The 25,824-nt window shown below is 38.5% G+C and carries 22 protein-coding genes and 1 pseudogene; 20 read left to right on the top strand and 3 right to left on the bottom strand.

Going from position 1 to position 25,824, the window contains the following annotated elements; genetic code table 11:
- The first annotated feature begins 20 nt into the window (after positions 1-20).
- From N6H06_RS00215 to N6H06_RS00235, 5 genes are all read left to right on the top strand, one after another.
- Positions 21-815, top strand: a complete 795-nt coding sequence (locus N6H06_RS00215) for an MBL fold metallo-hydrolase (protein ID WP_062744651.1) — start codon at positions 21-23, stop codon at positions 813-815.
- A gap of 200 nt (positions 816-1,015) precedes the next feature.
- The gene (locus N6H06_RS00220) at positions 1,016-2,236 is read left to right on the top strand and encodes a S1C family serine protease (RefSeq protein ID WP_263705361.1); all 1,221 of its coding nucleotides are present in this window, start codon (positions 1,016-1,018) and stop codon (positions 2,234-2,236) included.
- 57 nt (positions 2,237-2,293) lie between these two features.
- On the top strand, positions 2,294-2,521 hold the full coding sequence (locus N6H06_RS00225) for a CxxH/CxxC protein (RefSeq protein ID WP_263705862.1): 228 nt from the start codon (positions 2,294-2,296) through the stop codon (positions 2,519-2,521).
- Between the two features lie 77 nt (positions 2,522-2,598).
- On the top strand, positions 2,599-3,078 hold the full coding sequence (gene rlmH, locus N6H06_RS00230) for a 23S rRNA (pseudouridine(1915)-N(3))-methyltransferase RlmH (RefSeq protein WP_263705362.1): 480 nt from the start codon (positions 2,599-2,601) through the stop codon (positions 3,076-3,078).
- 66 nt (positions 3,079-3,144) lie between these two features.
- Positions 3,145-4,590: a hypothetical protein gene (locus N6H06_RS00235; protein ID WP_263705363.1), complete on the top strand. Its 1,446-nt coding sequence runs from the start codon at positions 3,145-3,147 to the stop codon at positions 4,588-4,590.
- 72 nt (positions 4,591-4,662) lie between these two features.
- Here the strand turns inward: N6H06_RS00235 and N6H06_RS00240 are convergent.
- Positions 4,663-5,629, bottom strand: a pseudogene (locus tag N6H06_RS00240) (IS3 family transposase).
- 394 nt (positions 5,630-6,023) lie between these two features.
- Between N6H06_RS00240 and N6H06_RS00245 the strand changes: the two are divergent.
- The 8 genes from N6H06_RS00245 to N6H06_RS00280 all read left to right on the top strand — a co-directional run bounded on the left by N6H06_RS00245 (position 6,024) and on the right by N6H06_RS00280 (position 17,350).
- The gene (locus N6H06_RS00245) at positions 6,024-6,992 is read left to right on the top strand and encodes an amidohydrolase family protein (RefSeq protein WP_263705364.1); all 969 of its coding nucleotides are present in this window, start codon (positions 6,024-6,026) and stop codon (positions 6,990-6,992) included.
- A gap of 12 nt (positions 6,993-7,004) precedes the next feature.
- Positions 7,005-7,553 carry a non-canonical purine NTP pyrophosphatase gene (locus N6H06_RS00250; protein WP_263705365.1) on the top strand — a complete coding sequence of 183 codons (549 nt, stop codon included), beginning with the start codon at positions 7,005-7,007 and terminating at the stop codon, positions 7,551-7,553.
- 2 nt (positions 7,554-7,555) lie between these two features.
- Positions 7,556-8,392: an SIR2 family protein gene (locus N6H06_RS00255; protein WP_263705366.1), complete on the top strand. Its 837-nt coding sequence runs from the start codon at positions 7,556-7,558 to the stop codon at positions 8,390-8,392.
- A gap of 596 nt (positions 8,393-8,988) precedes the next feature.
- Positions 8,989-9,558, top strand: a complete 570-nt coding sequence (locus N6H06_RS00260; protein ID WP_263705367.1) for a restriction endonuclease subunit S — start codon at positions 8,989-8,991, stop codon at positions 9,556-9,558.
- Positions 9,559-9,578: 20 nt separating this feature from the next.
- The gene (locus N6H06_RS00265) at positions 9,579-11,171 is read left to right on the top strand and encodes a type I restriction-modification system subunit M (RefSeq protein WP_263705368.1); all 1,593 of its coding nucleotides are present in this window, start codon (positions 9,579-9,581) and stop codon (positions 11,169-11,171) included.
- Complete coding sequence (locus N6H06_RS00270) at positions 11,161-12,375, top strand: restriction endonuclease subunit S (protein ID WP_263705369.1); 1,215 nt, start codon at positions 11,161-11,163, stop codon at positions 12,373-12,375. Before N6H06_RS00265 ends, N6H06_RS00270 begins: the two co-directional genes overlap by 11 nt.
- A 22-nt stretch (positions 12,376-12,397) precedes the next feature.
- Positions 12,398-15,556 carry a type I restriction endonuclease subunit R gene (locus tag N6H06_RS00275; RefSeq protein ID WP_263705370.1) on the top strand — a complete coding sequence of 1,053 codons (3,159 nt, stop codon included), beginning with the start codon at positions 12,398-12,400 and terminating at the stop codon, positions 15,554-15,556.
- A 297-nt stretch (positions 15,557-15,853) separates the two neighbouring features.
- Entirely contained in the window at positions 15,854-17,350 is a 1,497-nt protein-coding gene (locus tag N6H06_RS00280) for a reverse transcriptase domain-containing protein (RefSeq protein ID WP_263705371.1), read from the top strand.
- Positions 17,351-17,969: 619 nt separating this feature from the next.
- Here the strand turns inward: N6H06_RS00280 and N6H06_RS00285 are convergent.
- Positions 17,970-18,677: a class I SAM-dependent methyltransferase gene (locus N6H06_RS00285; protein WP_213028871.1), complete on the bottom strand. Its 708-nt coding sequence runs from the start codon at positions 18,675-18,677 to the stop codon at positions 17,970-17,972.
- 106 nt (positions 18,678-18,783) lie between these two features.
- On the bottom strand, positions 18,784-18,975 hold the full coding sequence (locus tag N6H06_RS00290) for a hypothetical protein (protein ID WP_263705372.1): 192 nt from the start codon (positions 18,973-18,975) through the stop codon (positions 18,784-18,786).
- A 295-nt stretch (positions 18,976-19,270) separates the two neighbouring features.
- On the opposite strand from N6H06_RS00290, the gene N6H06_RS00295 reads away from it, so the two are divergent.
- Genes N6H06_RS00295 through N6H06_RS00325 form a run of 7 tightly spaced genes read left to right on the top strand, consistent with a single transcriptional unit; the run spans position 19,271 to position 25,773 of the window.
- A complete protein-coding gene (locus N6H06_RS00295; protein WP_263705373.1) occupies positions 19,271-20,608 on the top strand; it encodes a four-carbon acid sugar kinase family protein in 1,338 nt (445 codons plus the stop codon).
- 21 nt (positions 20,609-20,629) lie between these two features.
- Entirely contained in the window at positions 20,630-21,250 is a 621-nt protein-coding gene (locus N6H06_RS00300) for a GntR family transcriptional regulator (protein ID WP_062746514.1), read from the top strand.
- A gap of 30 nt (positions 21,251-21,280) precedes the next feature.
- Positions 21,281-22,315, top strand: coding sequence for a zinc-dependent alcohol dehydrogenase (locus tag N6H06_RS00305; protein WP_263705374.1), 1,035 nt, complete (start codon positions 21,281-21,283; stop codon positions 22,313-22,315).
- Between the two features lie 3 nt (positions 22,316-22,318).
- The gene (locus tag N6H06_RS00310) at positions 22,319-23,308 is read left to right on the top strand and encodes a TRAP transporter substrate-binding protein (RefSeq protein ID WP_062744670.1); all 990 of its coding nucleotides are present in this window, start codon (positions 22,319-22,321) and stop codon (positions 23,306-23,308) included.
- Between the two features lie 5 nt (positions 23,309-23,313).
- The gene (locus N6H06_RS00315) at positions 23,314-23,820 is read left to right on the top strand and encodes a TRAP transporter small permease (RefSeq protein WP_213028868.1); all 507 of its coding nucleotides are present in this window, start codon (positions 23,314-23,316) and stop codon (positions 23,818-23,820) included.
- Positions 23,817-25,091 (top strand): TRAP transporter large permease, encoded by a 1,275-nt coding sequence (locus N6H06_RS00320; RefSeq protein WP_213028867.1) that lies wholly within the window; start codon positions 23,817-23,819, stop codon positions 25,089-25,091. Before N6H06_RS00315 ends, N6H06_RS00320 begins: the two co-directional genes overlap by 4 nt.
- A 25-nt stretch (positions 25,092-25,116) precedes the next feature.
- Positions 25,117-25,773: a class II aldolase/adducin family protein gene (locus N6H06_RS00325; protein WP_263705375.1), complete on the top strand. Its 657-nt coding sequence runs from the start codon at positions 25,117-25,119 to the stop codon at positions 25,771-25,773.
- Positions 25,774-25,824: the final 51 nt, after the last annotated feature.

The raw sequence follows: 25,824 nt of genomic DNA on the forward strand, positions 1-25,824 counted from the left end.
GAAATGAGGGGGGAAACTAGATGAGTATGCGGTTCAGCGTGCTGGCCAGCGGCAGTACTGGAAACGCGATGTATGTAGAAACGGCATCACAGCGCCTTTTAATTGATGCTGGGTTAACCGGAAAAAAACTGGACGAGCTGTTCCAGAAAATTGACCGCAACCCAAAAGACATTGATGCGCTGCTTGTCACCCATGAGCATAGCGACCATATTAAAGGTGTCGGCGTTTTTGCCAGAAAGCATCAAGTGCCGATCTATGCGAATGCAAAAACGTGGAAAGCGATGGAGAAACAGCTTGGGCAGTTGTCTCTTGAGCAAAAATTTGAGTTTAACCGCGGGACAGTCAAGCAGTTTGGCGACATAGAAGTCGAGTCATTTGGCGTTTCCCACGATGCAGCTGAACCGATGTTTTTTGTCTTCCGCCACGAAGGCAAAAAACTCGTTTTAGCAACAGATATGGGCTATGTGAGCGAACGAATTAAAAAGACGGTTGCAGGCGCCGATACGTACGTGTTTGAGTCCAACCATGATATGAACATGCTCCGTGTCGGCCGCTATCCGTGGAACGTCAAACGCCGGATTCTGAGCGATTTAGGCCATGTTTCCAACGAAGATGCTGCGATGGCGTTGGCGGATGTCGTCGAAGACAAACAAGCGAACATCTACTTAGCTCATTTAAGCCTCGATAACAACATGAAGGAATTAGCGCATATGACAGTCAAGCAAGTGTTAGAGCAAGAAGGGCATAAAGTTGGTGAAACGCTGCGCCTTTACGATACGGACCCTTATCACCCTACCCCCCTCTCGATTGTTTAAAAAGGGACGAAAGCGTAAATAAATAGAAAGAACCTACAGTATTCGTTTTTTTATCAAACTTCAGCAACAGTTATCGATAATTGTTAAACGAAGGTCAAAAATCATTGAAATGCCCGCAAATGCCTAGACCATCAGGTGAACAGGGGTATAATAAAGATACATAGAACGAATACGACTGTTTAGAGGGAAGGGGTATAATCATGGGCTACTATGATGACCAGCAAGAAACGCGCTACCGCGAGCCAAATAAGAGCTCGAAAAAAGTGGCTGGTTTGTCCGCATTTGGCGGCGCCATCATTGGCGGTGCGCTTGTATTAATCGCTTCACCAATTATGTCGAGCCTCGGCCTTGGCATAGATGATTCAGCAGGTGAAAACAACAACGCCAACACAGAACCGAATACGGAACAAAACGCTGAAAATGTCATTAACCTCGACGTCAATTCAGCGGTCACGGACGTTGTGAGCAAAGTGTCCGATGCAGTCGTCGGCGTTATTAACATGCAGCAAGCCAACATGTTCGGAGCGAGTGAAACAGACGAAACAGGCACAGGTTCTGGTGTGGTTTATAAAAAAGAAGGCGACTCGGCATTCATTGTTACCAATAACCATGTAATTGAAGGCGCTTCGGAAATTGAAGTTGCCTTAACGGACGGCACCCGCGTTCCAGCAACGCTTGTAGGCCAAGATGAAATAACGGACTTGGCTGTCCTTGAAATCGATGGGGAAAACGTCACAACCGTTGCCGAGTTCGGCAATTCCGATGAATTAAGCGTCGGCGAACCAGCGATTGCGATAGGCAACCCACTTGGCCTTGAATTTGCCGGCAGCGTCACACAAGGCATTATCAGCGCGACAGAACGAAGCATTCCAGTCGATTTAAGCGGCAATGGCCAAATTGATTGGAATGCAGAAGTACTGCAAACGGACGCAGCGATTAATCCCGGCAACAGTGGCGGTGCACTTATTAACATTAACGGCGAAGTCATCGGGATTAATTCGATGAAAATTTCCGGCGTTGCAGAAGGGCTAGGCTTTGCAATCCCCGCGTCGATCGTACAGCCAACCATCAGCGATTTGGAACAATACGGGGAAGTACGGCGCCCAACACTCGGCATCACATTGCGCTCACTCAATGAACTTCCAAGTTCCGCTCTCCAAGGAACGCTGAACTTGCCTGAAGACGTGACAGAGGGCGTTGTCATCGTCGGCGTCCAAAACGGCAGCGCTGCAGCCGATGCAGGCCTGCAAGAACGAGACGTCATCGTCGAAATTGACGGCGAAGCCATTGAAAACCCTCAAGACTTGCGCAAACTCTTATACGCTGAGCGCTCCATCGGCGACACCATTTCTGTCACACTCTACCGTGACGGCGACAAGCAAACAATCGATGTCACCCTTGAAGAACAAAGCGACGTATAAATAAATCCACAGCTCCCGCGAACGACGCGCGGGAGCTGTTTTTTTGTCTTGTGGATTGTGCAAAAGAAGCACTCGCTGTGGATAGCCAAGCCATGCTATAATAGCAAACGACGAAAGAAAGGACGGATTCAATTGCTTTACGCCTGCTCAGAACATATCGAACTGGCCCTAGACGTCGCCGTAGACGAATGGGAAGTGCCACCCAAAATCGAAAAAACCGCAGACGCCAACGAAGCCACATGTAGCTACTGTGGAAACAAAGCAGCGTACACTGTGGCAAAATAATCAGATATACACATTGTTGATATGTGGATAAGTTATGTGGATAAACTGTTTGCATCTGAAAAAGGAGTTATACACAAGTGAATATCACGATTCTATCCGTCGGCAAACTAAAAGAAAAATACTTAAAACAAGGCATCGACGAATACAAAAAGCGCCTAAGCGCCTACGCCAAAATCCAAGAAATCGAAGTCGCCGACGAAAAAGCACCCGAACACTTAAGCACCGAAGACATGCGCCTCGTCAAGAAAAAAGAAGGCGAACGCCTCCTCGCCAAAATAAGCGCCGACAGCCACGTCATCGCTCTGGCAATCGAAGGCAATATGAAAACAAGCGAACAGCTCGCCAAAGGCATCGACCAACTCGCCCTCCACGGCAAAAGCAAACTCACATTCATCATCGGCGGCTCCCTCGGCCTATCCGAAGACGTCTACGCCCGCGCCGACGAACTGCTGTCATTTTCAAAAATGACATTCCCTCATCAACTGATGAAACTCGTGCTATTTGAACAGCTGTACCGGAGTTTTCGGATTATGAGGGGGGAGCCGTATCATAAGTGAGGGGGTTTTTGAAGAAATATATATATAATCTGATGTAATAGAGTTCTCATTATAAGGGGGATGAATATGGAACATGATATTCGTTTAAAAATTATAGATTTGAATTTGGGTTTTAAAATACTAAAGAAATTTGAAGATAATTGGATTTATATAAAGATGGTATCTCATACTTCTAAAAACTCAAGTAATTGTGCCTATTTCAAATTTAAGCTGAAGGATTTTATGCTCTTAGATGATGATATATTTTTTTATGGGAATGAGGATGAGGATAGGCTGTATTTAAACAAAAGCGGAATTGTTCAAACTGAATGTTCCCCTGAAGAAGATGAAATTCTTTTTAAAATAGCCTCCTCCGATGGAGTTATAGAGGTGTTTATAAAAAAATATCTTCCAATCTTAAACGTTAGATTAGATGAATTAACTAATCCGAATAAAAATATAATTATTACAGAAGGACAAACAGACTGGAAACATTTAAAATATGCTTTAAAAAAGTTAAATGAAAATGGAATGTTTGAAAGCTTAGATATTGGATTTTTTGAACCTGATAAAAAAACTCAGATGGGTAACGATAAATTAAAAAAAATCCGTGATTATCATGCTTTATTAGAGAATGAATATTGTAAAATATTTATTTTTGATAGAGATGCTAATGATATTAATAGTGAATTTGGAGATGCTGAAGTATTATATCATGGGAACAACGTGTATTCTATGTTGTTACCAGTACCAGAGCACCGTAAAGACACACCAAATATTAGTATCGAACATTATTATTTCGATAAGGATTTATTTAGAGAAGATAGTAATGGAAGAAGACTATATATGGTAAAAGAATTTGATAAAATTACAAAAAAACATCTACTAATTCCTAATTTATATGCACTTAAAATAAATAAAGAGTCTAGTTATATAGGTATTTTGGATTACAAAATTATGAAGTATGAAGAACAAGAAGTGGACTTATCCAAAGTAGCTAAAGATGGACAAAATATTGCATTAAGTAAAAGCAATTTTATTAAACATATTGAAAATGAAGAATTTAAGGGAGTTAATGTAGCGGCATTTTCATCAGTCTTCACAATGATTGAAGATATATTACAAGATTATTTACAAAATAAAGCTGGAGAAATAGAGATAAGTAAGGGTGCGTATTTAAAAAAGTATCCTACAGGATTAAGTACATTATCTTTATTTGCAGAGGCTCCAAAAGAATTATTAACTCTTTATAAAGGTACAAATCTAGTAACCGTTGGACCTGTAGTACTAGAAAATCATAATAAATTGATACTCGAAATTGAAGCATTGATTAATGAAGAATGGCATCAGATTATACAATTTCCTTTAGATATTACTCCCTACTTAGTAGATTTTATAATGAAGAAAAATAAGAATAGATTTAATCGTATAGAGTTTCATTTGTTTAGCCCCGATAGAGAAATAAGTTTTTCAAGAGAAATCTTAAAAGATGACATCTCTGGAACTATTCTATTAAGAGCGCTAAATTTGTAAAAAAATCCGTTAAATAGATCATGAACGTTTTAAAATGTCAGATCGACTAGATAGTGGATTGTCAACACTAAATCAGACAGCTTTTTTAAGGGATGATCGTTTATATTCAATTGGGCTTACGTAGCCTAGTGTTCCATGAATTCGCAGCTAATTAAACCAGTGAACATTATCACTGAATTCAAGTGTAAGATGCTGCCAACGTTTCGTTAATGAGCTGGTTTTTAAACTCGCTGCCACGGTCGGTGAATAGAAGAAAAAGCCCGTGTGACAAGGCCTGCATCTTTGTTGGGTCCTGTGCTGAAGCCAATAATTTCGCGATTAAAGAGGTCGACAAAGATACATACGTAATGCCATTTGTTTTTGACTTTGACGTATGTTAAATCACTGACGACTACTTTTTTCGCTTTTGTCTGATGAAACTCGCGTTTCAATTCATTTGCCTGAGCTGACTCATTACAGGAAGTTTTCTGCGGCTTGAACTGTGCCGCTGTATAGGAAGAAACAAGCCCTTGTTCCTTCATGATACGGCCAATACGTCTCCTAGAAACCGTAAATCCACGCTTGTACAGTTCGACCTTGATTTTACGCGTGCCGTAGGCACTTCGGTTTTGTTCAAAAATCTCTATGACAGCGCCTGTTACATCGTCTTCTGACTGACGCTCTTTGGCCTCATAGTAGTACGTACTACGGGAGATTTGCAGGACGCTGCACATTGCTGATACCGAGTATTTGTCTGTGTTTCGTTTAATGACATTTACTTTCGTCCCATGATCAGCGCGGCTTGCTTTAAAATATCATTCTCCATTCTAAGTTGCTTTAGTTCCTTGCGAAGTTCCAAAAGCTCCTGCTGTTCAGGAGAACGATTGTCTTTCTCTTTAAAAGAACCAGAGGTTTCGTCCTGGTTGATCCATCGGTCAAGAGAGGACGGAGTCAGATTATATTCATCAATAATCGCTCGTTTCGTTTTTCCATTGTGGTACAGCTGCACCATTTGCTTTTTAAACTCGGGCGTAAATGTGCGGCGTTCTCGCTTTGTCATAGTCGGAGCTGCTCATCTGTTTTAGGTCAAGTGTACGTGACCTTAATTTTTCTGTTCAGATAAGTATAGACGCTCCAATTGGCTTTTATTTAAATGTGTCGTTTTAAACACTCATTCTCTCATTCATTCTTTACTCTTACTATCGTATATAATTGATACTGCTATTACTCAATAAGAAAAGCTTTTATTCTTTAGGAGTGGTGTTGCGAAAATAACAAATGAAATATCAAAATATAACTCTGACAATATTAAAGATAGATGCACCCAACTTTAAGATTATAATAATCTGAAAAATTGCGACATTAACAGAGTCTCAAACCAGATAATAAGGGTCACCACCGAAAGCAAAAATAAAATTGGTTAATAATGAGTAAATTTATGGAGGATATGGAATATGGTATTAAATCAATTTAAAAGTAAAAAAAAGAGAGATTTACATGTCCATCTTAATGGTGCAATTCCAACAGAAACCATCATTCAATTAGTGAAAGAACAAAAGATTAAAATACCATCGGAATTTTGCTTGAATACAAATTTACAAATTACAAAACCTGTCGAATCTTTAAGGGATTATTTTCTTCCTTGGGAGGTATTAAAATTACTACCGAGAGATTATCAAACGCTTAATACAATGGTAGAAATGGCATTTTTGAACTTAGCAAGTGATAATATAAATTATGTAGAATTTAGAAATTCACCTTTTTATATTAGTAAGATAAATAATATTCCATTGAAAGAAGCTATTTCTTGGTTGGTAAGTGTTATATATAAGAATACTTTAAAGTTTAATATCGACGCTAGATTAATACTATCATTAACTAGGCATGAATTAAAAGATAGTCAAGCATTTGATTTATTAGAAGCTATAAAAGATGTTAATAAATATAATATTATAGTAGGAGTAGATATGTCTGGCGATGAAGATGTCTCTGTTCCAAAAGAGATAAAGCATTTTTTTCTTAATGCAAAAGAAGAATACGGTTTAAAAGTAACTATACACGCAGGGGAAACAGGAAATTCAAGTAATATTAACTGGGCTATAAATGAGTGTAATGCAGATAGAATAGGTCATGGAAGTGGTGCAATCTTCTCTGAATATACTTTGAATTTAATTAAGGAAAAAGATGTATGCTTAGAGGTATGCTTATACAGTAATTTAATGTCAGGGAACTGCACTGATATTTCTAATCATCCCATTAAGGTATTTATAGAAAGGGATATCCCCTTCGTGCTTTGTACAGATAATCCCTCGGTACATGGAAAGCAACTGTCTGAGGAGTATATGTTATTTTTGAATACTTTTAATAGGTTAGATATAATAAATGACATGGAAAGCAGAACGAAAAAATATTCTTTCATCTAAGGAGCAATATAAATGAAAATACGCTTTGTTTCAGGTAATCCTTACAAGTTAAAAGAGGCACAACAAATTCTTTCGGAAATAGGAATCGAAGTTATAGCTGTTGATACTAATATTAACGAAATACAAACTGATGATCAAAAAAAAATAGTTCATGATAAAGTTATACGGGCTTTTAAACTAGTGGGAAGGCCTCTTTTTATAGAGCACACGGGCCTTTATGTTGATCATTTTGAAGGACTACCTGGAGGTCTTACTCAAGTATTCTGGGATAAGTTAAAAGCCGATAAATTCTGTGAAATTTTTGGTAATAATACCAATGTAAAGGCATCTGCCAAAACTACTATTGGATTTATTGATGGGAAAAGAATAAGAGTGTTTGAAGGAGAAATAAAAGATAAAATCTCTTCTCTACCTAAAGGAGATAGAAGTTTTCAGTGGGATTGTGTTTTTATACCAAATGGATACGATAAAACATTCGCAGAATTAGGAGAAAAAAAGAATGATATATCAATGAGAAAAGAAGCATTAGTTAAGTTTTCTCAGTTTTTGAGGGAGGGATAAAAATGAATCAAGATATCCGAGATTTGGTAGAAGCAATAAAGAAAAAAGAAATAATTTTATTTGTTGGTGCTGGAATATCTGCAAGTCTTGGACTGCCCACTTTTAGGGACTTAATAGACCGTATAGCTGTTATGTTGAAATACGATCCTGAAATATATAATGTTCTAGGAGACGGAGATTATTTAACTTTAGCGGAGTATTATAAAATAAAAAAAGGGTCAATAGGTGAGCTAAGAAGTTGGATGGATACGAGCTGGCACAATATTAATATTAGGATCGAGGAATCTAGAATACACAATCTCATAGTTAACTTGGACTTTCCGATTATCTATACAACAAATTATGATAGGTGGATAGAGAAATCTTACGATTACCATGGTAAAAACTATACTAAGATCAAAAATGTTGAGGATCTTAAAGATATAGTTAATGGAAAAACTCAAATCGTCAAATTTCACGGGGACTTTGATAATGATAATTCGATTGTATTAACTGAAACTAGTTATTTTGATAGGCTTAGTTTTGAGAGCCCTTTAGATATTAAACTTAGATCGGACACTCTTGGAAAAGGCGTTTTGTTTATAGGATATAGTCTAGATGATATCAATATCAAATATTTACTTTATAGGTTAACAAAACTATGGGAAATGTCTTCGCGAAGTGACCTGAGACCAAAGTCATTTGTATTTTTACCTCGGCCTAACCAGATCAAAAAGGAAATTATGGAAAGTAGAGGATTGAAAGTTATTAATTCCGAAATTGACGATTTGGGTGAAGCTACTGAAGAGTTTCTAGAAGCATTATTAAATGAAGTATCTCAGCAAATATATACAAAATAAAAGGTACTCTTTTGAAGCTGTGTCATTTATTAAAAACTTGTTATATTTTTCTTTTGTTTTACGTCTAACTCTTTATTATTTGTTATATATGAGTTTGCAGATCGCTCTAACTAAAGCTAATGTGACAATAGATAGTGAATTTTTGATAGATCAAATTGGGTGACAAGAACTTTTAATTGACGTTTGTTCTCTAAAATCCTCTTTACGAACTAGAGTTTGTAAATATCTGTATTAAAATCAATCATAGGGAAGTCTTCTTTTTCAGTGAATGTTGGGGTATTAGATTAAAACCGCTTCCTTTTTTCGTATTCATTACACTGAAAATTTTTACATTTTCTGGTGATTATAGTTTTCCTTTCAAGCAGTAAAGATTTTTGCTTTACTACTTATAAATAAACTTTAGCAAGCAAAGTAATGGAATTATAGAGGGAATTACAAGGATATAATAAAACGATTGTTTGACCAAACTTTTCAAAAAATATCTTTGTGTAATTCATGAAAATTACACAAAGATATTGACTGCACAAGTTTTAAGTGATATGATTCACTTGTAATTAAGTAATTTCAAAGAAATACTTTATTTATGAGGGTGGGATATGAAACTTGAAGATATTGTAACGGTTAAAATAGGAAGAAACCTTTCTAGAGGCAATGTTAAAAATGATCATACATTAGTTGCTTATACATATGAGGATTTAAAGAATGATTTAGATGGCTCATTTCTAGACTTGCAAGCTAGGTTTGATGTTGGACATTTAAATCATAAAGAAAGCTATTTGAGCAATGTCGGGGACGTTATTTTCAGCTTTGTTAGTTCCAAAGCTGGGATAGTGAGTGATTTAAACCAAGGCAAGATAATCAATCAAAATTTTGCGAAACTCGTAATCGAACATGATGAATTGGATCGTAGTTATTTATGTTATGCGTTGAATGAATCGTATGCAATGAAAAGGCAAATGGCAATTTTGATGCAAGGAAGTACTGTGCCAAAATTAACTCCAGCGATTTTAAAAGAGTTGGAAATCCAGTTGCCAAGTATTGAAAAACAACGGATAATTGGAAAAGCTTATTTCTGTTTAAGAAAGCGTCAAGCTTTGGCGAAAAAGCAAGCAGAACTGGAAGAGCAACTTTATTTAAAGGTATTAAAACAATTAGACCAACAATAGAAAAAGTGAGGAACACAACCATGGCTGAATTATATTCAAAATTATATAGCTCCGCAGACAACTTGCGAAGTAAAATGGATGCATCAGAATATAAAAACTATTTACTAGGATTAATTTTTTACAAATACTTGTCCGATAAATTATTAGAAAAAGTAGTTGAAATAGCGGGTGAATCGTTAGAAGAATACAACACACAAGACAAACAAACTCAATTGTATATGGAATCATTGGCAGATGAAGAGATAAAAAATGACTTGATTGAAACGTTAGTCGATACATTGGGCTATGATATTGAACCAAAGTATTTATTCAGTGTATTAGCCAACCAAGCGAAACAAAATACGTTTCAGCTGAATGACTTGAATAAGGCATTTATCGATTTGTCTACGAAGTATGATCAATTTAATGGGTTGTTTGATGATGTAGATTTGACATCAAAAAAACTGGGATCAGATGATCAACAGCGAAACATTACCATTACAGAAGTACTGAAGAAACTAAATGATGTCAATGTAATCGGTCATGATGGAGATGTGATTGGGGATGCCTATGAGTACTTAATTGGCCAATTTGCCTCAGAGGCTGGTAAGAAAGCGGGAGAATTTTACACCCCTCATCAAGTATCTAACATGATGGCTCGAATTGCCGCGATTGGTCAAGAAGGCAAAAAATTGTTTAGCGTATTTGACCCAACGATGGGATCTGGTTCTTTAATGTTGAATATTCGAAACTATATTAATTATCCAGATAGCGTAAAATATCATGGGCAAGAACTAAACACAACAACTTTTAATCTAGCGAAGATGAACTTGATCTTGCATGGTGTTAATAAAGAAGATATGCGGTTACGCAATGGGGATACATTAAATAAAGATTGGCCGACAGATGAGCCTTATACTTTTGATGCTGTCCTTATGAATCCTCCATACTCTGCAAAATGGTCTGCAGATACTACATTCTTAGATGATTCTCGTTTCAATCGTTACGGAAAGTTAGCGCCGAAATCAAAAGCAGACTTTGCTTTTCTTTTACATGGGTTCTACCATTTGAAAGATTCGGGAACGATGGCCATCGTCTTACCGCATGGAGTACTGTTCCGTGGAGCTGCAGAAGGTGTGATTCGCAAGAAATTATTAGAAGATGGCAGCATTGATGCCGTGATTGGCATGCCAGCAAACTTATTCTTTGGCACATCAATCCCAACAACAGTCATCATCTTGAAGAAAAATCGTAGCACTCGTGATGTGTTATTTATTGATGCAAGTAAGGAGTTTGTGAAAGGAAAAAACCAAAATAAACTTTCCAAAGAAAACATTGATAAGATTGTCGAAACGTATAAGAAGCGAGAAGATGTGGAGAAATATGCCCACGTTGCAACATTCGATGAAATCAAAGAGAATGATTTTAACTTGAACATTCCTCGATACGTAGATACCTTTGAAGAAGAAGAACCTGTGGATATGGCTGCGATTGGCTCAAAAATCAAAGATATTCGTAAAGAAAAAGCAGAACTAGAATCTAGTCTATATGACATGATTTCTTCGCTACAATATGATGAAGAAAACGCAGAATGGATTAAGGGTGCGTTAGAGGTGTTTAATCGTGGAAAATAAATATACCCCCGCAATACGATTTTCAGGGTTTAATGAAGATTGGGAAGAACGTATGTTAGGGGATGTCTTAAAAGAACACAACGAATTAATCAAAGGGGATATATATCCAATTGCTACGTCATCTAGAAAAGGATTGTTTTTACAAACGGAATATTTTGAGGGAGGAAGAAGTGGAATAGATGAAACATTGACTTTCCATATTGTTCCAGAAAACTATATTACTTACCGCCATATGTCTGATGATTCAACTTTCCATTTTAATAAAAACACTATGGGAACTCCCGTTCTTGTAAGTAAAGAGTATCCTGTATTTACAACTAATGAAAAAGCAAATGATGAGTTTATTTTAAGGAATCTAAACTATTCAGCTGCCTTTTCTAATTTTTCTCATATGCAAAAAAAAGGTGGTACCAGAGTTCGTTTGTATTATAACGTTCTACAAACTTATAAGCTATTGCTTCCGACAGTCGAAGAACAAACGGAAATTGGAGATTTCTTCAAACAACTAGACGACACGATCGCTCTTCATCAGCAAGAACTAACCACCCTCAAACAAACAAAACAGGGATTCTTTCAAAAAATGTTTCCAAAAGAAGGGGAGTCTATGCCGGAGGTTCGGTTCCCGGGATTTACTGGAGAGTGGGAAGAGTGTAAAGTCAAAGATTTCTCAGAAGAGACTTTTGGAGGTGGAACTCCAAAGACTTCAATTAAGGAATATTGGAATGGTGAAATACCGTGGATTCAAAGTTCTGATTTAGAGGAGCATCAAGTTTCAAGTGTTTTTGCAAAGAAAAAAATAACTGAAAAGGGTTTGCAAAATTCGGCAACTAAATTGATTCCTAAAAATTCAATAGCTATAGTGACAAGAGTTGGGGTTGGAAAAATTGCATTAATACAATTTGAATATGCAACAAGTCAAGATTTTCTTTCATTAAGTAACCTTAAAGTAAATGAGTGGTTTGGAGTTTATTCGTTATATAACCAATTACAAAAAGAGTTACATAATGTCCAAGGAACCTCTATAAAAGGAATAACGAAAAATGAACTTCTAGAAAAGAAAATCAATATTCCAACTGATTTAAAAGAACAAACTAAAATAGGTAATTTTTTTAAAAAACTAGATATTACTATCACTCTTCATCAACGTGAATTAGATGCCTTAAAACAAACAAAAAAAGCATTCCTACAAAAGATGTTTGTCTAAGCCGAATAGAGGAGAGAGAATCATGACAAAGATACCGCATAAAGATGAAGCTCAAGTAGAACGTCGCCTGATCGAAGTGTTAGGTGAAGGGCATAATCAGTGGAATTATCGTCCTGATTTAAAATCTGAAGAAGATCTATGGAAGAACTTGCGTCAAAAGATTACGCAAAATAACTTGTCGGAAATTGGGGAACATCCAATTACTGATAAGGAATTTGACACGATAAAGACAGAGTTATTATCGAAAACACAGACCCCCTTTGATGCTGCTAAATGGCTCAAAGGGGAAAATGGAATTGCTCGGATTACGATTGAACGTGAAGATGTCTCTTTAGGTTCGATGTCTTTAGTGCTGTATTCTAACCAAGATATAGGTGGCGGAATCTCTACATATGAAGTTGTTCATCAGATTGCGAAACAAAAAGCAAACCTTGATGGTCGTGATCGCAGATTTGACGTGACACTTTTAATTAATGGATTGCCAATTGTTCAAATTGAATTGAAGCAGGTCAGTGCCAAGGACGGCGTATTCCAAGCCTATAATCAAATCAAAAAATACGCCGAAGAAGGGATGTTTAGAAATAATATCTTTTCTACTCTTCAGTTATTTGTTGTCTCTAACGAACAAACGACTCGCTATTTTGCCAATGCGATGCCAAAAGATATGCATAAGAAATTTGTCTTTAGCTGGCGGACAACGGACAATCGAAAAGTAGAAAATCTCTATGAATTTGTTAAACAAGTCTTAAATATTCCAGATGCCCATCGATTGATTGCTGATTATACAATTGTAAGTGAGGACCAAGATAATAAAGCTGTAATAGTACTAAAACCGTATCAAATTCATGCAATTCAGGCTTTGTTTTCATCTGCCATGAAACATCAATCCGGATATGTTTGGCATGCGACTGGGTCAGGAAAAACGTTGACAAGTTTTGTTTCAACAAAGTTATTAGCTCGCAAAATAGGTGTAGACCGTACTATTATGCTAATTGACCGAAAAGACTTGGATAATCAAACTACGACAGAATTCACAAAATTTGCTTCCGAGTTTAATACCGGTATTTCTTCTGGTGATGCAAAATCGAATAGTTTGATTGTGGGAACTGGAAGTGCGAAGGAGTTAAGTGATACTTTACTTTCTGATGCCAATTCCAATACAGTGATTATTACTACTCGTCAAAAATTAGAAGCTGCCTTGCGTTATGCTCAAAGGCAGGAGGAGCAAAAAGGCACTCAGCGTTTTAAAAAACTACTAGGGCAACATATTGTCTTTGTCGTGGATGAATGCCATCGTGCGTTAAGTGGAGAAGGGATGCAAGTCATCAAGGAATTCTTTCCAAATTCAACTTGGTTCGGATTTACAGGTACACCGATATTTAACGAAAATAAAAAACAGGCTAAAGGTCAATTAGCTCGTACCACTCGTGATCAATATGGAGAAGTTTTGCACACTTATACCATTAAAAATGCACTAGATGATGGTGCTGTTTTAGGGTTTCAAGTAGAGCACGAAGACACGATTGACCAAACATCATTAAATAACTACATTTTTAATCAACTGCGCCAAGTTGAAAAATATGCCAATTTAACTGCAGATGAAATTAATAACATCATTGATCAAATGGATGGAATAGAAAAGGAAACATATCTTGAACCATTTTCGTTTGAAAGTGACGATCATATTCAAAAAGTTATTCATAAGATTTTCAGGCCGGATAATGCCTATACTAAATTTGATTTCCAAAACGGCCGCCCGCAAAAGTCTGCTATTTTAACAACAAGTTCCATTCATATGGCGAAACGCTACTATCGGGCAATCAAGGAAATGACGAAAGATCCAGAATGGTTGACGAAAGAATTTGCTGGACATCCAATTCGAACCGGACGTACAATTGAAGATCCCGATTTTCCACGAATTGCGATCACCTATTCGATTCAAGAAAACGAAGACAATTCGAAACAAATTCAAGATGAAATGAAAGAGATTATTAAGGAATATAACGATTATTATCACACTGCTTGGTCGATAGAAGATATTGAACGATATAATGGTGATATTAACAATCGTTTAGCTCGTAAGAAAGCAGAGTTCAAAGAATTTGGCAAACAAATTGATCTTGTCATTGTTGTCGATCGGTTATTGACTGGTTTTGATGCACCAACGATTCAAACGTTATTTGTCGATCGAAATTTAAGTTATGCTAATTTGATTCAAGCTTTTTCTCGAACCAATCGTACTTATCCAGGAAAGACAAAAGGATTAATTGTGACATTCCGGAAACCTTCAACAATGGAGCAAAATGTAAAGAATGCGACAAAATTATATTCACAAGCACAAGAGGAATCTAGTCTTGTTTATCCAACTTATGATGAATCGAAGAAACGTTTTAAAAAGGCTCACAAAGCACTAACAACGTTAGTTCCAAGTCCAACCGATATTGATGAAAACGCATCTCTTGAAACCCGAATTGAGTTCGTGAAAGCATTTCAAGAGCTAAACAATTCATACGAAGCTATAGTTACATATGATGACTACAACGATGATATGGAGAAATCAAAAGCACTTCAAGAACAGGTGAAAACCTTAGAAGAATATATTGGTATATATAACACGGTTAAGGGTTCGCTTGAAGATGAAGGAAACCAAGATGGTCCGGAACCAGATTTCTCAGACATTGAATTCTATGGAGAAAATGCAGTTAAGATCTATGATATTGACTCAACCTATATTGACCGACTATTAGAAACATACTCTGCCAACAATCAGAACATCCGTGATGAGATCGAGAATGCCCTTCAAAAACTGAAGAAGTCAGAAATAGTGAAAGACGTTTACGGTTCGATGTTAAATGCCATTGATAGGAAAGAAATAGATCCAGAAGAAGATATCCTTGCTGTAAAACGAAGCTTCTTCACTAAAGCACGTGACAAAGCGATTAATGAATTTGCAAATACTTGGTTTGTGGAAGAAGATGAGCTCCATTTATCAGCAATACAATATGTGGTAGGGACAGATCCTATTCCGAATATTGGGCGAATCATTAACAGCAAGCAATTTGATAAGTATAAAGCCGCTCACCCGGATGCAAAACCATTAAAATACAGTCCGGAAATGAAGCGTCAATGGAGAAAGATGTTAGACGAAGTCATTGTACCTTTAAATGATGAGTTGAGATAAAGTCGTTCTAATTATTTTGTTAAGTAATCATCCTTATAGAATTTTTATAGAAGTTGACTTAAAGTACTTAAATGATTTGCTTATAAGCACATGCTAGTATAAAGCTTTCAGTTTATGTTAATATAGAATTAACGTCATTAGGTGGCTAACGGAGGCCATATTAGCTAACCTTCAAAAGGTTAGTAAAGGAGAGAAATTCTTCTCAAATGATTTTCTCGAGAGTTGAGCTTACTTTTACTTATGGTTTCCGTGAAAACCTCTCCGTATAGGAGAGGTTTTTGTTTTGGAGGGATTAATATGTTAAAAGAAGATTTAATAGACGCACTACAAACTGTGGCCGAAAGGAAGGCTGCCCAATATCAAAATTATCATAACTTCTTAGAGCTTGAATTTCAAAGGAATTTAAGAAGAGTAACAGAGGTTTCTCCTAAAAATGTTAAGAAACCAGTGCATTGGGATAAAGATAACATGCATAATCCATTTTATGTTCTAAAACATTGTAATAAGATAGGAAGTTCAATTTTCAAAAAACTTATTAATAATAATTATAATCCACATGAGCCATATGTTAGGGACATAGATAAAAAAGGCAGTATGAAGAAAAGGCCAGTATATATATTCCAAATTCCTGACGAAGCAGTTTCAAATTACTTTTATACTAGATTGTTAGATAAAAATAGCCATAGATTTAGTTCTTTTTCCTATGCATATAGAAAAGATAGAAATGTTCACTATGCGATTAAGGATATAGGGTTAGATATAAAAGCTAGTTCACGAACTTACATAGCTGAGTTTGATTTTAAAGACTTCTTTGGCTCAATTAATCATGATTATTTATTAAAACAATTTAACGAAAATGGATTTTTAATTAGTAATTTTGAGAAGGAAGTTATTTACGCGTTTTTAAATAAAATGGAGAATAATAAAGGATTACCTCAAGGAACTTCTTTATCGCTATTTTTAGCAAATTTAGCATGTTGGAAGCTAGATAAAAAGTTAGAGAAGGAGGGATTGAGGTTTGCTAGATATGCAGACGATACAATAATATGGTCGGATAATTATAATAAAATAAGTAAATCGATAGACTTTATAAATGAGTTTTCTAGAGAAGCTGGAGTAGAGATAAATATGCTCAAGTCAGAAGGTATAAGTACTCTCTCAAAAGAAGAGATGAAATCAGAATTCAAAAAAAAGACTTATATTGAATTCTTAGGGTATAAGTTATCTAGTGATAATATAAGTATAAAACCTTCATCCGTAAACAAAATTAAAGCCCAAATAAGTTATATTCTCTATAAGAACTTGATCCAACCACTCAATGGCAGTCAATTAAAATCTATAAATATACCCAGTAATGATGAAGACTTTGATTTTGTAACTGCCATAATGCAAATAAGGCGCTATTTATATGGTAATTTGAATGAAAGTATGCTTAAAAATTACTTAAACGGTTCATACAAGCGATTACAGTTTAAAGGTATTATGAGTTTCTATCCTTTATTAGATGACGTAGAACAATTAAAACAACTAGATAAATGGCTTTTGTCTACTATACTAAACACTTTAAAGAAGAGAAACATTTTACTTGATAAATGGAATTATAATCGTTCAAACCAATTTCCGTTTAATGTAGATGGAACACAGCTATTAATAGAATGTAAAAAAAGGAGAATTAAGGGGAAAAAAGGTCTAATGGAAATACCAAGTTTCTTAAGGATTTATAATGCAATAAAGGAAAATGTAATAACAGTAGGGATTGAAGGAACAATGCATCCTAAATCTAATGACTATTAGTTTTAATATAGATAGTGGGTAAAGCAATGAATCATAATAGGTATGATTTTCAGGATATCCTTTCAAATTTAAGGTAGAGTTACTTACAAAGAGTTCATTTTTAAGTGTAGTAAAAGCAATTCAACTAGCAACTGTGCCATCGCTCGTTGAAACTGAGAGAAGCATTTCAGCATTAAAATCGTGAGAGCAGTTTTAAACTGCTCTCACGATTTTATGTTTTAGTGTGCTTGTGAGACACCATCTTTTATTAATACCTCTTCCCAAACTTTAATACCTCCAAACAAAGCATGACGAATACGACTGAAGTAAGCACCAAGAAGGAAATAATCGCTCCTATCAAACTTTTTCCCACATACTTTGAAAGAAGATACAAAGTCACACTCGCCACACCAAAATAGATAACATATCGTAGGTATTTCATTTAGTAGTATCATTCCCCTTGTTTTTCTGTCTACTCTCTCTTGCTGAACCGCGGCAATATGCCTTTTGTTGCATCGGGATGCGAAGTCTACAGGGTAGAGTAGCACGGAGTCAACAAATCCGCAAACAGATGAGAGACAAACGATCATGGCCGTCCTTACAGCCAACAAATGCCCCCTTCCGCAACCTTCATCCTCCGTTACCGAGGCTTAACACCCCCAAAAACAGCCAACTCCATCCATTTAAAATAACAGTCTGCGTGATCAAAGCCGATTTTGCGAAGCCAATCAACTTGCACAAACACATTTTCCAAGATATTGTCTGCTTTATCTGGCCTATTATCGTACTCTTTCTCAACGTCAGCACGTGGCCTGTTGTTATACGCGGCTAGGTGGTCAACGAATAACGCATCATGCAGTTGTTCTAATTCGACTGTAGCGGAGGCCGTATGCTCCACATTGACAAACACACCGCCTGGCTTTAATGTATTAAAAATCTCGGCATACAGTTTCTTTTTTCGATCATGGGGCAAATGATGAATTGCATACCCGGATACAATGCAATCCATGGAGCCTGGCTCTGCAAAGGCTGAGATGTCATCCTCCAGATCCGCCTCCACAAAAGTACAGCGTTCCTGATGCTCTGCCATGTATTGAGCTGCATTGTGCAGCATCGGTTTGGAGTGATCGACTAAAATAGCTCTTGCCTCTGGATAAGTTTGCAGCAGCAGCTTGGCCAGAAAGCCATTGCCGCAGCCAAGGTCGAGCACTTGGACAGGTTTGCTCTGAAAGTAGGTGATCACCTGAAGCATCATTTTTGTCTGATCTGCCCCGTAAGGAATGCCGCCACGTACTTGCTTCAAATAATGCTCTGTCACCTGATTTAGCTTCCATGAGGTTGTACTCACGCTATCCCCGCCTTTCCGTTCGTATTATGCAGTAATCAAGAAACCTTACCCGCAACTGTGTGGTAGTCCGTGACGACGGCTGTTTCGAAGTAGAAGGCTCTTTTATCTAATCATTCTTTTTGGTCCAAAAATCAATAGCCGGAAAGGTGAACTTGATCAGCTGTATAAGCTGCTTTCTGCCCACCCAAGAGGTGACTTTGTCTAAACACTCCCAGCCTAAAAGCTCTTCATACCATTGAACTGCCTGGTCAAAATGCTCAGCATCTACCATAATAAATCCACCATCCCAACGATACATTTAAACTCGCTCCTTTAACTATTTTTTATAAGCATAAAGGTTGAACTTAGTTTAATGTCAATAATTAATTTAAAATTTTAAAAACTTACTTTGATATACCGCATAGTTCGTTTTACAAGGGAGGCAATGTCAGGTCACGTATCCGAAGAAACAAAGGAGAAAACGAGACGACCCTTCCACAGAATTTTTCCCCCTCCCTCCCCCCAACTTCCATATTGACAAATCTGTGAACCACTGTTAAGCTCCAAATAGATTCAACTTAGATCTAAGTTAGATTCATGGTGGTGAAAAAAGAATGAATCGGTTGTTGTTAGGCTTTTATGGAGACGATTTCACGGGTTCGACGGATGCAATGGAAGCGCTTGATCAATATGGGTTAAAGACGATTCTTTTTTTAAGGATACCGGATCAAGGAATGCTTAAGCGGTTTGAAGATGTGGATTGTATTGGCGTGGCGGGAACGGCACGAGCCAAGGGGAAAGCGGGGATGAAGGAGGAGTTAGAGCCTGTTTTTTCTTTCTTGTGTGATCTCAATCCTTCCTTTGTCCATTATAAAGTGTGCTCGACGTTTGATTCGTCGCCTGAAACAGGGAGTATTGGGTTTGCTAGTGATTTGGCGAGACGCTATTTTGAAAAAGGCAGCTATCCTTTGCTAGTGGCGGCGCCGAACTTAGGTAGGTATACGGTGTTTGGGCATCATTTTGCCGCTTTTAACAGTCAAGTTTTCCGATTGGATACACATCCGGTCATGTCTAGGCATCCTGTTACACCAATGGATGAAGCAGACTTAGCGAAGCATTTGCAGAAGCAAACGAAGCAACGTATTGCAAACGTCACCATTCTTGATTTGGAGGCAAAGTCTGCGTCGGAGATTGTGAATGACGAGTCGGAAGCGGGCCTTATCGTTTACGATGCCCTGAATCGTGGGCATATGGAAAAGGTTTCTGAAGTGTTATGGGAAAAAAGGGGCGAACGTGCTCAGTTTGTTGTTGGGTCTTCAGGTGTGGAGTATGCGCTTGGTGAGGCAATGAAGCGAGAAAGGCCGAATGGACGAACAGACAGGGTGAAGAAGCCGAGTCAAGCGGAGCGGATTTTTGCCGTTTCTGGAAGCGTATCAGAAGTAACGAAAAACCAATTGCTTGCTGCTGAAGCGGCAGGGTTCCACGCTATTCAAATTCCGGTGGAGCTGTTTACAGATGAAGCGAAGGCAGAAGCGTTTTTAGCGGACGTTGCAGCGATGATTGCTGCGAAGAAAAAAGTTGTCATCTATACGGCTAAAGGGGCCGATGACCCAATTATTATTGAAACAAGGAAGCTTCTGAGCGAAAGTGGCGTAGCGAAAGAAGAGGTCGGCATTTTTATCGGTGAAAAGCTCGGTGCGTGGACGAAATCGATTTTAGATCGTGTCGATGTTCGACGGGTGATTATTTCCGGTGGGGATACTTCTGGTTTTGTCACATCCAATCTCGACATTTATGGGTTAGAAGTAATAGATTCTGTTGCACCAGGGGCTCCTTTATGTTTAGCATATTCTGAGAGCGAGAAATTTGATGGACTGGAAATCGCCTTAAAAAGCGGTCAGCTTGGCGGCGAACATTTTTTTGAAAACGTTTATCAATCTGGCTCTAAATAAACTAAAGGAATGAACATGGACATGTTATTGAAAGATGTTGCTTATGAAAAAATTAAAGAAAAAATTTTAGAAGAGCATTACGAACCTGGCCAGTTTTTATCGGAGCGAACGTTAATCGATGAGCTTGGGATGAGCAAAACGCCCATTAAAAATGCATTGGTGCGGCTTGAATCGGAAGGGTTTGTGACCGTTTCTTCCAAGCAAGGCATCATCGTTGTCGATATATCGATCGAACGGATCAATGATATTTACAATTTGCGGATTGCGTTAGAGACGTTTAATTGCCAGGAAATTTATAAGCGCATAACAGACGATCAAATTAGCGAATTAGAAGAGAATGTCGAAGCAACGAAAGTGGCTGCGGCTAATAGAGATGTGAAGGCATTTGCCACTTTAGATCATGAGTTTCATTTAGCGATAAGTGAGTTTGCTGGAAACAGTGAGATCACAAAAATTTTATTAAATTATCAGGATCATTTACGGAGAATTACGCTCCGGCATTTACGGAAAGACCCTGATCGAGTCAAAAAATTCTATACGGAGCATGTCGACATTTTAGATGCATTGAAAAACAAAAATGACAATTGCTCTGATTTGATGAAAAAACACTTGTACGAATCAAAGATGATGTATTTTCAATGATTGGTTGGTGCAATAAGGAGAGAAACGACGATGAAAGCTGTTTTTGTAGACGATGCAGAAAAAATTAACATCAAAGAAATCGACATACCGGTGGTGAAGGACAATGACGTGCTAATCAAAGTGGCCGCGGCCGGTATTTGTGGGTCGGACATTCATACGTATAAAGGATTGCACCCGTTTCGAAAACCGCCTGTCGTCATTGGTCATGAAGTGGCTGGCGAAGTTGTGAAAGTTGGCAAAGCGGTAAAAAACGTTCAAGTTGGAGACCGGGTAACGGTTGAACCGCAAATTGGTACGGGAGAGAGCGAAGGCGTGATGACAGGCCAGGCGAACTTGTCCGATAAGCGTTTGGCTCCTGGAATGGGCGATTGGCTTGGGACAATGGCTGAATACTTCGTCTCCCCTGAGGCGCAAGTGATTAAGCTACCGGACACGGTCAGTTATGAAAAAGGGGTGCTAGTTGAGCCGTTGGCGGTTGGCGTCCATGCTGCACGTAAAGGGGATATCCAACCAGGGGACCGTGTCGCGATTTTAGGTGCTGGGCCGATTGGCTTGTTGACACTTATAGCGGTAAAAGCGAAAGGCGCTTCACACGTTGTTGTGACCGATGTGTTAGACTACTCCCTTGACGTTGCCAAACAAATGGGGGCAACGGCCGCGATTAATATAAAGGACAAGCCGAATTGGATTGAGGAAGCAAAGAGCAAAGTAGGCCGATCATTCGATAAAGTGCTGATTACAGCAGGCGTGCCGGGCATCATTAATGATTCATTGAATCTACTAAAAAAAGGGGGACGTGCTGTAACGGTCGCGATGTTTCATGGCCAACAAGACTTTGATGTGGAGCAACTACAGCAAAATGAAAAAGAGCTTGTTGGCTGCATGACGTACAATCGTCCCGACACAGAAGAAGCATTGGAAATTATCGCAAAAGCTGTCCTTCCAGTCGAAAAAGTAATTTCGCATCAATTGTCTTATGAGCAGGCTGGCAGAGGGTTTGAAATCGTCGATAAAAAGCTAGATAACTCTGTAAAAGTGATTGTTTCATTTGAACAGGAGGGCTAAAGGATGACAAAAAAACAGTGGTTATGGCCTGTTGCAGCAATCGCCCTTGTCTTAACTGGCTGCAACGTTGGATATGCAGATGAAGGCGAGCCGAAAAAGCTACGTCTTGGCCATATTCAAAGTGAGTCGAATGCGTGGCATAAAGGCTCACTCAAATTTGCCGAATTGGTGCATGAAAAAACAGGCGGTTCTGTCAAGGTAGAGGTTTATCCAAGCTCTACTCTTGGCGCCGACCGCGACCTGGTTGAAGGCATGCAAATTGGCTCAGTTGATTTTGCTTTAGTAGCTGGCGTTATGTCCAACTTTTATGAACCATACTCGATCTTAGAGCTCCCTTATCTATTCGAAGATTTGGACCATTTAGAGGAATTTGTCTATGGAGAAGATGGTAAGCGATTGCAAGAGGAGACATTAGAAGCAACAGGAGTAAGAGGGCTGGAGTTTTGGCTCCGTGGGGCAAGGCAACTTACAACCAATAAGCTTGTTGAGTCACCTGAAGACCTCCGTGGCATAAAAATTCGTGTGCCAAACATTGAGGCGTCTGTAGAAGGCTGGCAGGCAATGGGGGCAAGCCCAACACCGATGAACTTTGGCGAAGTGTATTCCTCTTTACAGACAGGCGTGATTGACGCACAAGAAAATCCAATTGAGTTCACCGCAAGTGCGAGAATCCATGAAGTCCAAGACTATCTTGTGATGACGGACCACGTTTTTGGTTATGTGCAATTATTAATGAGTGACAAAACGTACCAAGAGTTAACAAAGGACGAACAGCAAGCTGTCATGGAAGCGGCTGAAGAAGCTCGTATGTACCAAAATGAAATCGTTTCCGCAGAAGAAGAGAGCGCTTTGCAAATGATGCTCGATGAAGGCGTCGAGCAAATCGAAGTCGATCAGGAGCCGTTTCGTGAGTCTGTTCAACGTGTCAATGAGAGATTAGCTGATCAATATGGGAGAGAACTTTACGACACGATTCAAGGGATGAGGGAGTAAGGCGGATGAATACGTACATTCGAATCATTGATGGTATTAATAATGGAGTTAAGTCGATTGTATCTGTGATGTTGGCGCTCTTAGCGGTGCTCGTCGTTTTACAAGTAACAACACGGTTTGTCATTAATGTTCCACTAGCATGGACAGAAGAAATTGCTCGTTATCTAATGATTTATATTGTATTCCTAGGGTCAGGGTTAGCGACACGTCATAATCAGCATATTGCGATTGATTTTTTAGTAGAGGTCATCAACCACAAAAACAAAGCGAGGTTGCAAACGGTTATTTTAGTGATTAGTGCTGTATTTTTCCTCATTTTAGCCTATTGTGGAGCACAGTTAACGTTCATGGTTATTGGTCAGTCGACCCCTACATTGCAATATTCAATGGCGTGGGCATATGCAGCGATCCCTCTTGGCGCCGTATTAATGCTATTAAATACTGTTGCCTTGCTTTTGAAGCCGAAAAAAGTTGCAGGCAGCATAGACAGAATAGTTGGTGAGAGCAAATGATCATTGTATTGCTTATATCGTTACTCGTTCTCTTCTTTATCGGTGTGCCGGTAGCCATTTCACTTGGCTTATCGACAAGTATTGCGATCATTGTAGCAGGCGATATTCCACTATTAACGCTTGCACAGCGAGCGTTTGTGTCCCTTGACTCGTTTCCTTTACTGGCGATTCCGTTATTTGTTTTAGCTGGTGTTATGATGGAATATGGCGGAATTTCACAACGGCTCATTAACCTGGCCAATGCGATTACTGGCCATTTAACAGGAGGACTCGCTGTTGTGACCGTTGTGACGACGATGTTTTTTGCCGCTATATCAGGATCAAGTGTGGCCGCGACGGCTGCTTTAGGTGCGATTTTAGTACCGGCAATGATTAGCAGAGGGTATGAAAAAGAATTTTCAGGAGGCGTGCAAGCTGTATCAGGAACACTTGGCATTATTATACCGCCGAGCATCCCGTTGATTTTGTATGGAACAGCAGTCGGAGCATCGATTGGCGATTTGTTTATTGCCGGGATGGTACCTGGGATCATTATTGGGATTGGCCTGATTACGACTGTTTATATTATTGCCAAAAAACGGAACTATTCAAAAGAAGAAAAGAAAAGCGGGAAAGAGATTGGCGAGGCTTTTGTAAAAGCCGTGCCAGCCTTAATTATGCCCGTTATTATTCTAGGCGGAATCTACTCAGGTGTGTTTACAGCAACAGAGGCCGCTGGTGTAGCTGTCGCTTATGCAATCATTGTTGGTGTGTTTGTTTATAAAACCATTACGTTCGCGAAAATTAGAACCATTTTGTCTCAAGCATCGGTAACGACTGCTACAATCATGCTTATTTTAGCGGCAGCAGGCTTGTTTAGTTGGATTTTAACAATTGAGAACGTACCGCAGCAAGTGGCCAGCGTCATTACGTCCATTTCCGAAAATCCGTTGGTATTTCTTAGTATTGTTGTTCTATTACTCCTCCTCGTAGGGATGTTTATGGAAACAAACGCATCGATTATTATTTTGGCACCGATTCTTGTACCCGTCGCATCGGAATTAGGGATTGACCCTGTTCACTTCGGCATCGTCATGATTGTCACACTTGCAGTTGGCATGGTCACGCCGCCACTTGGGTTAAATCTCTTTGTTGTATCGAAAATTGCCAACTTAAGAATGGATCGATTAACAGTAAGCCTTATCCCATTTTACATCGCTATATTGATCTGCTTATTCATTGTCACATTTATTCCTTCTCTCACAATGACGGTTGTAGAGTGGATGAAATGATCAAAGCGAAAAAGGAGCGTTAGATATGGAAAACCATTCGATTTTGCAAGACTTGCAAAAGACAGGAACGTTTATGATGGAGAAAGACCTCGCTTGGGGAACGGCAGGGAACATTAGTGCAAGATGTGAAGAAGGCTATTTGATCTCCGCTACTGGCACGTACTTGGGCGAATTAGAAGCAGAGGATTTTGCATATTGCCAAGGAGGAGAGCACCTTGCTGGCAAAAAGCCTTCAAAAGAATATGTAATGCATGAAGGCATTTACGCACAGAGGCCAGAAATCGGGGCTGTGCTCCATTCATCCCCGTTTTACAGCACATTGATCGCTAATACCGACCTTCGTTTGCCATCGAACTACTTTGTCGAGTCGATGTATTATCTGGAGAGAATCGTGCGTATTCCTTACTATCAGCCAGGCAGTAAAGAGCTAGCCCAAGCCGTTAAGGAGAAAGCAAAAGAGGCAAACGTCTTTCTGTTAGAGAATCACGGCATTATCGTTTGCGATGTGAATTTGAAAGAAGCACGCACCGCATTGCAAACGCTTGAATACACAGCGCGCATGCATATAACAGCATTAGAGAAAGGCATAATCATCAACGGTTTAAGTGACGATACAGTCCATCAGTTTCTTCATCACTCCGGCTATAAACCGGTGAGACAGTGGGGAGAAACCAAACAATAAATGTTAAACAGGTTGCATGAAGCAGCCTGTTTTTTGATGTTTTAGCGTATA

The organism is Shouchella tritolerans (assembly GCF_025770735.1).
GTDB classification, from domain to species: domain Bacteria; phylum Bacillota; class Bacilli; order Bacillales; family Bacillaceae_D; genus Shouchella; species Shouchella tritolerans.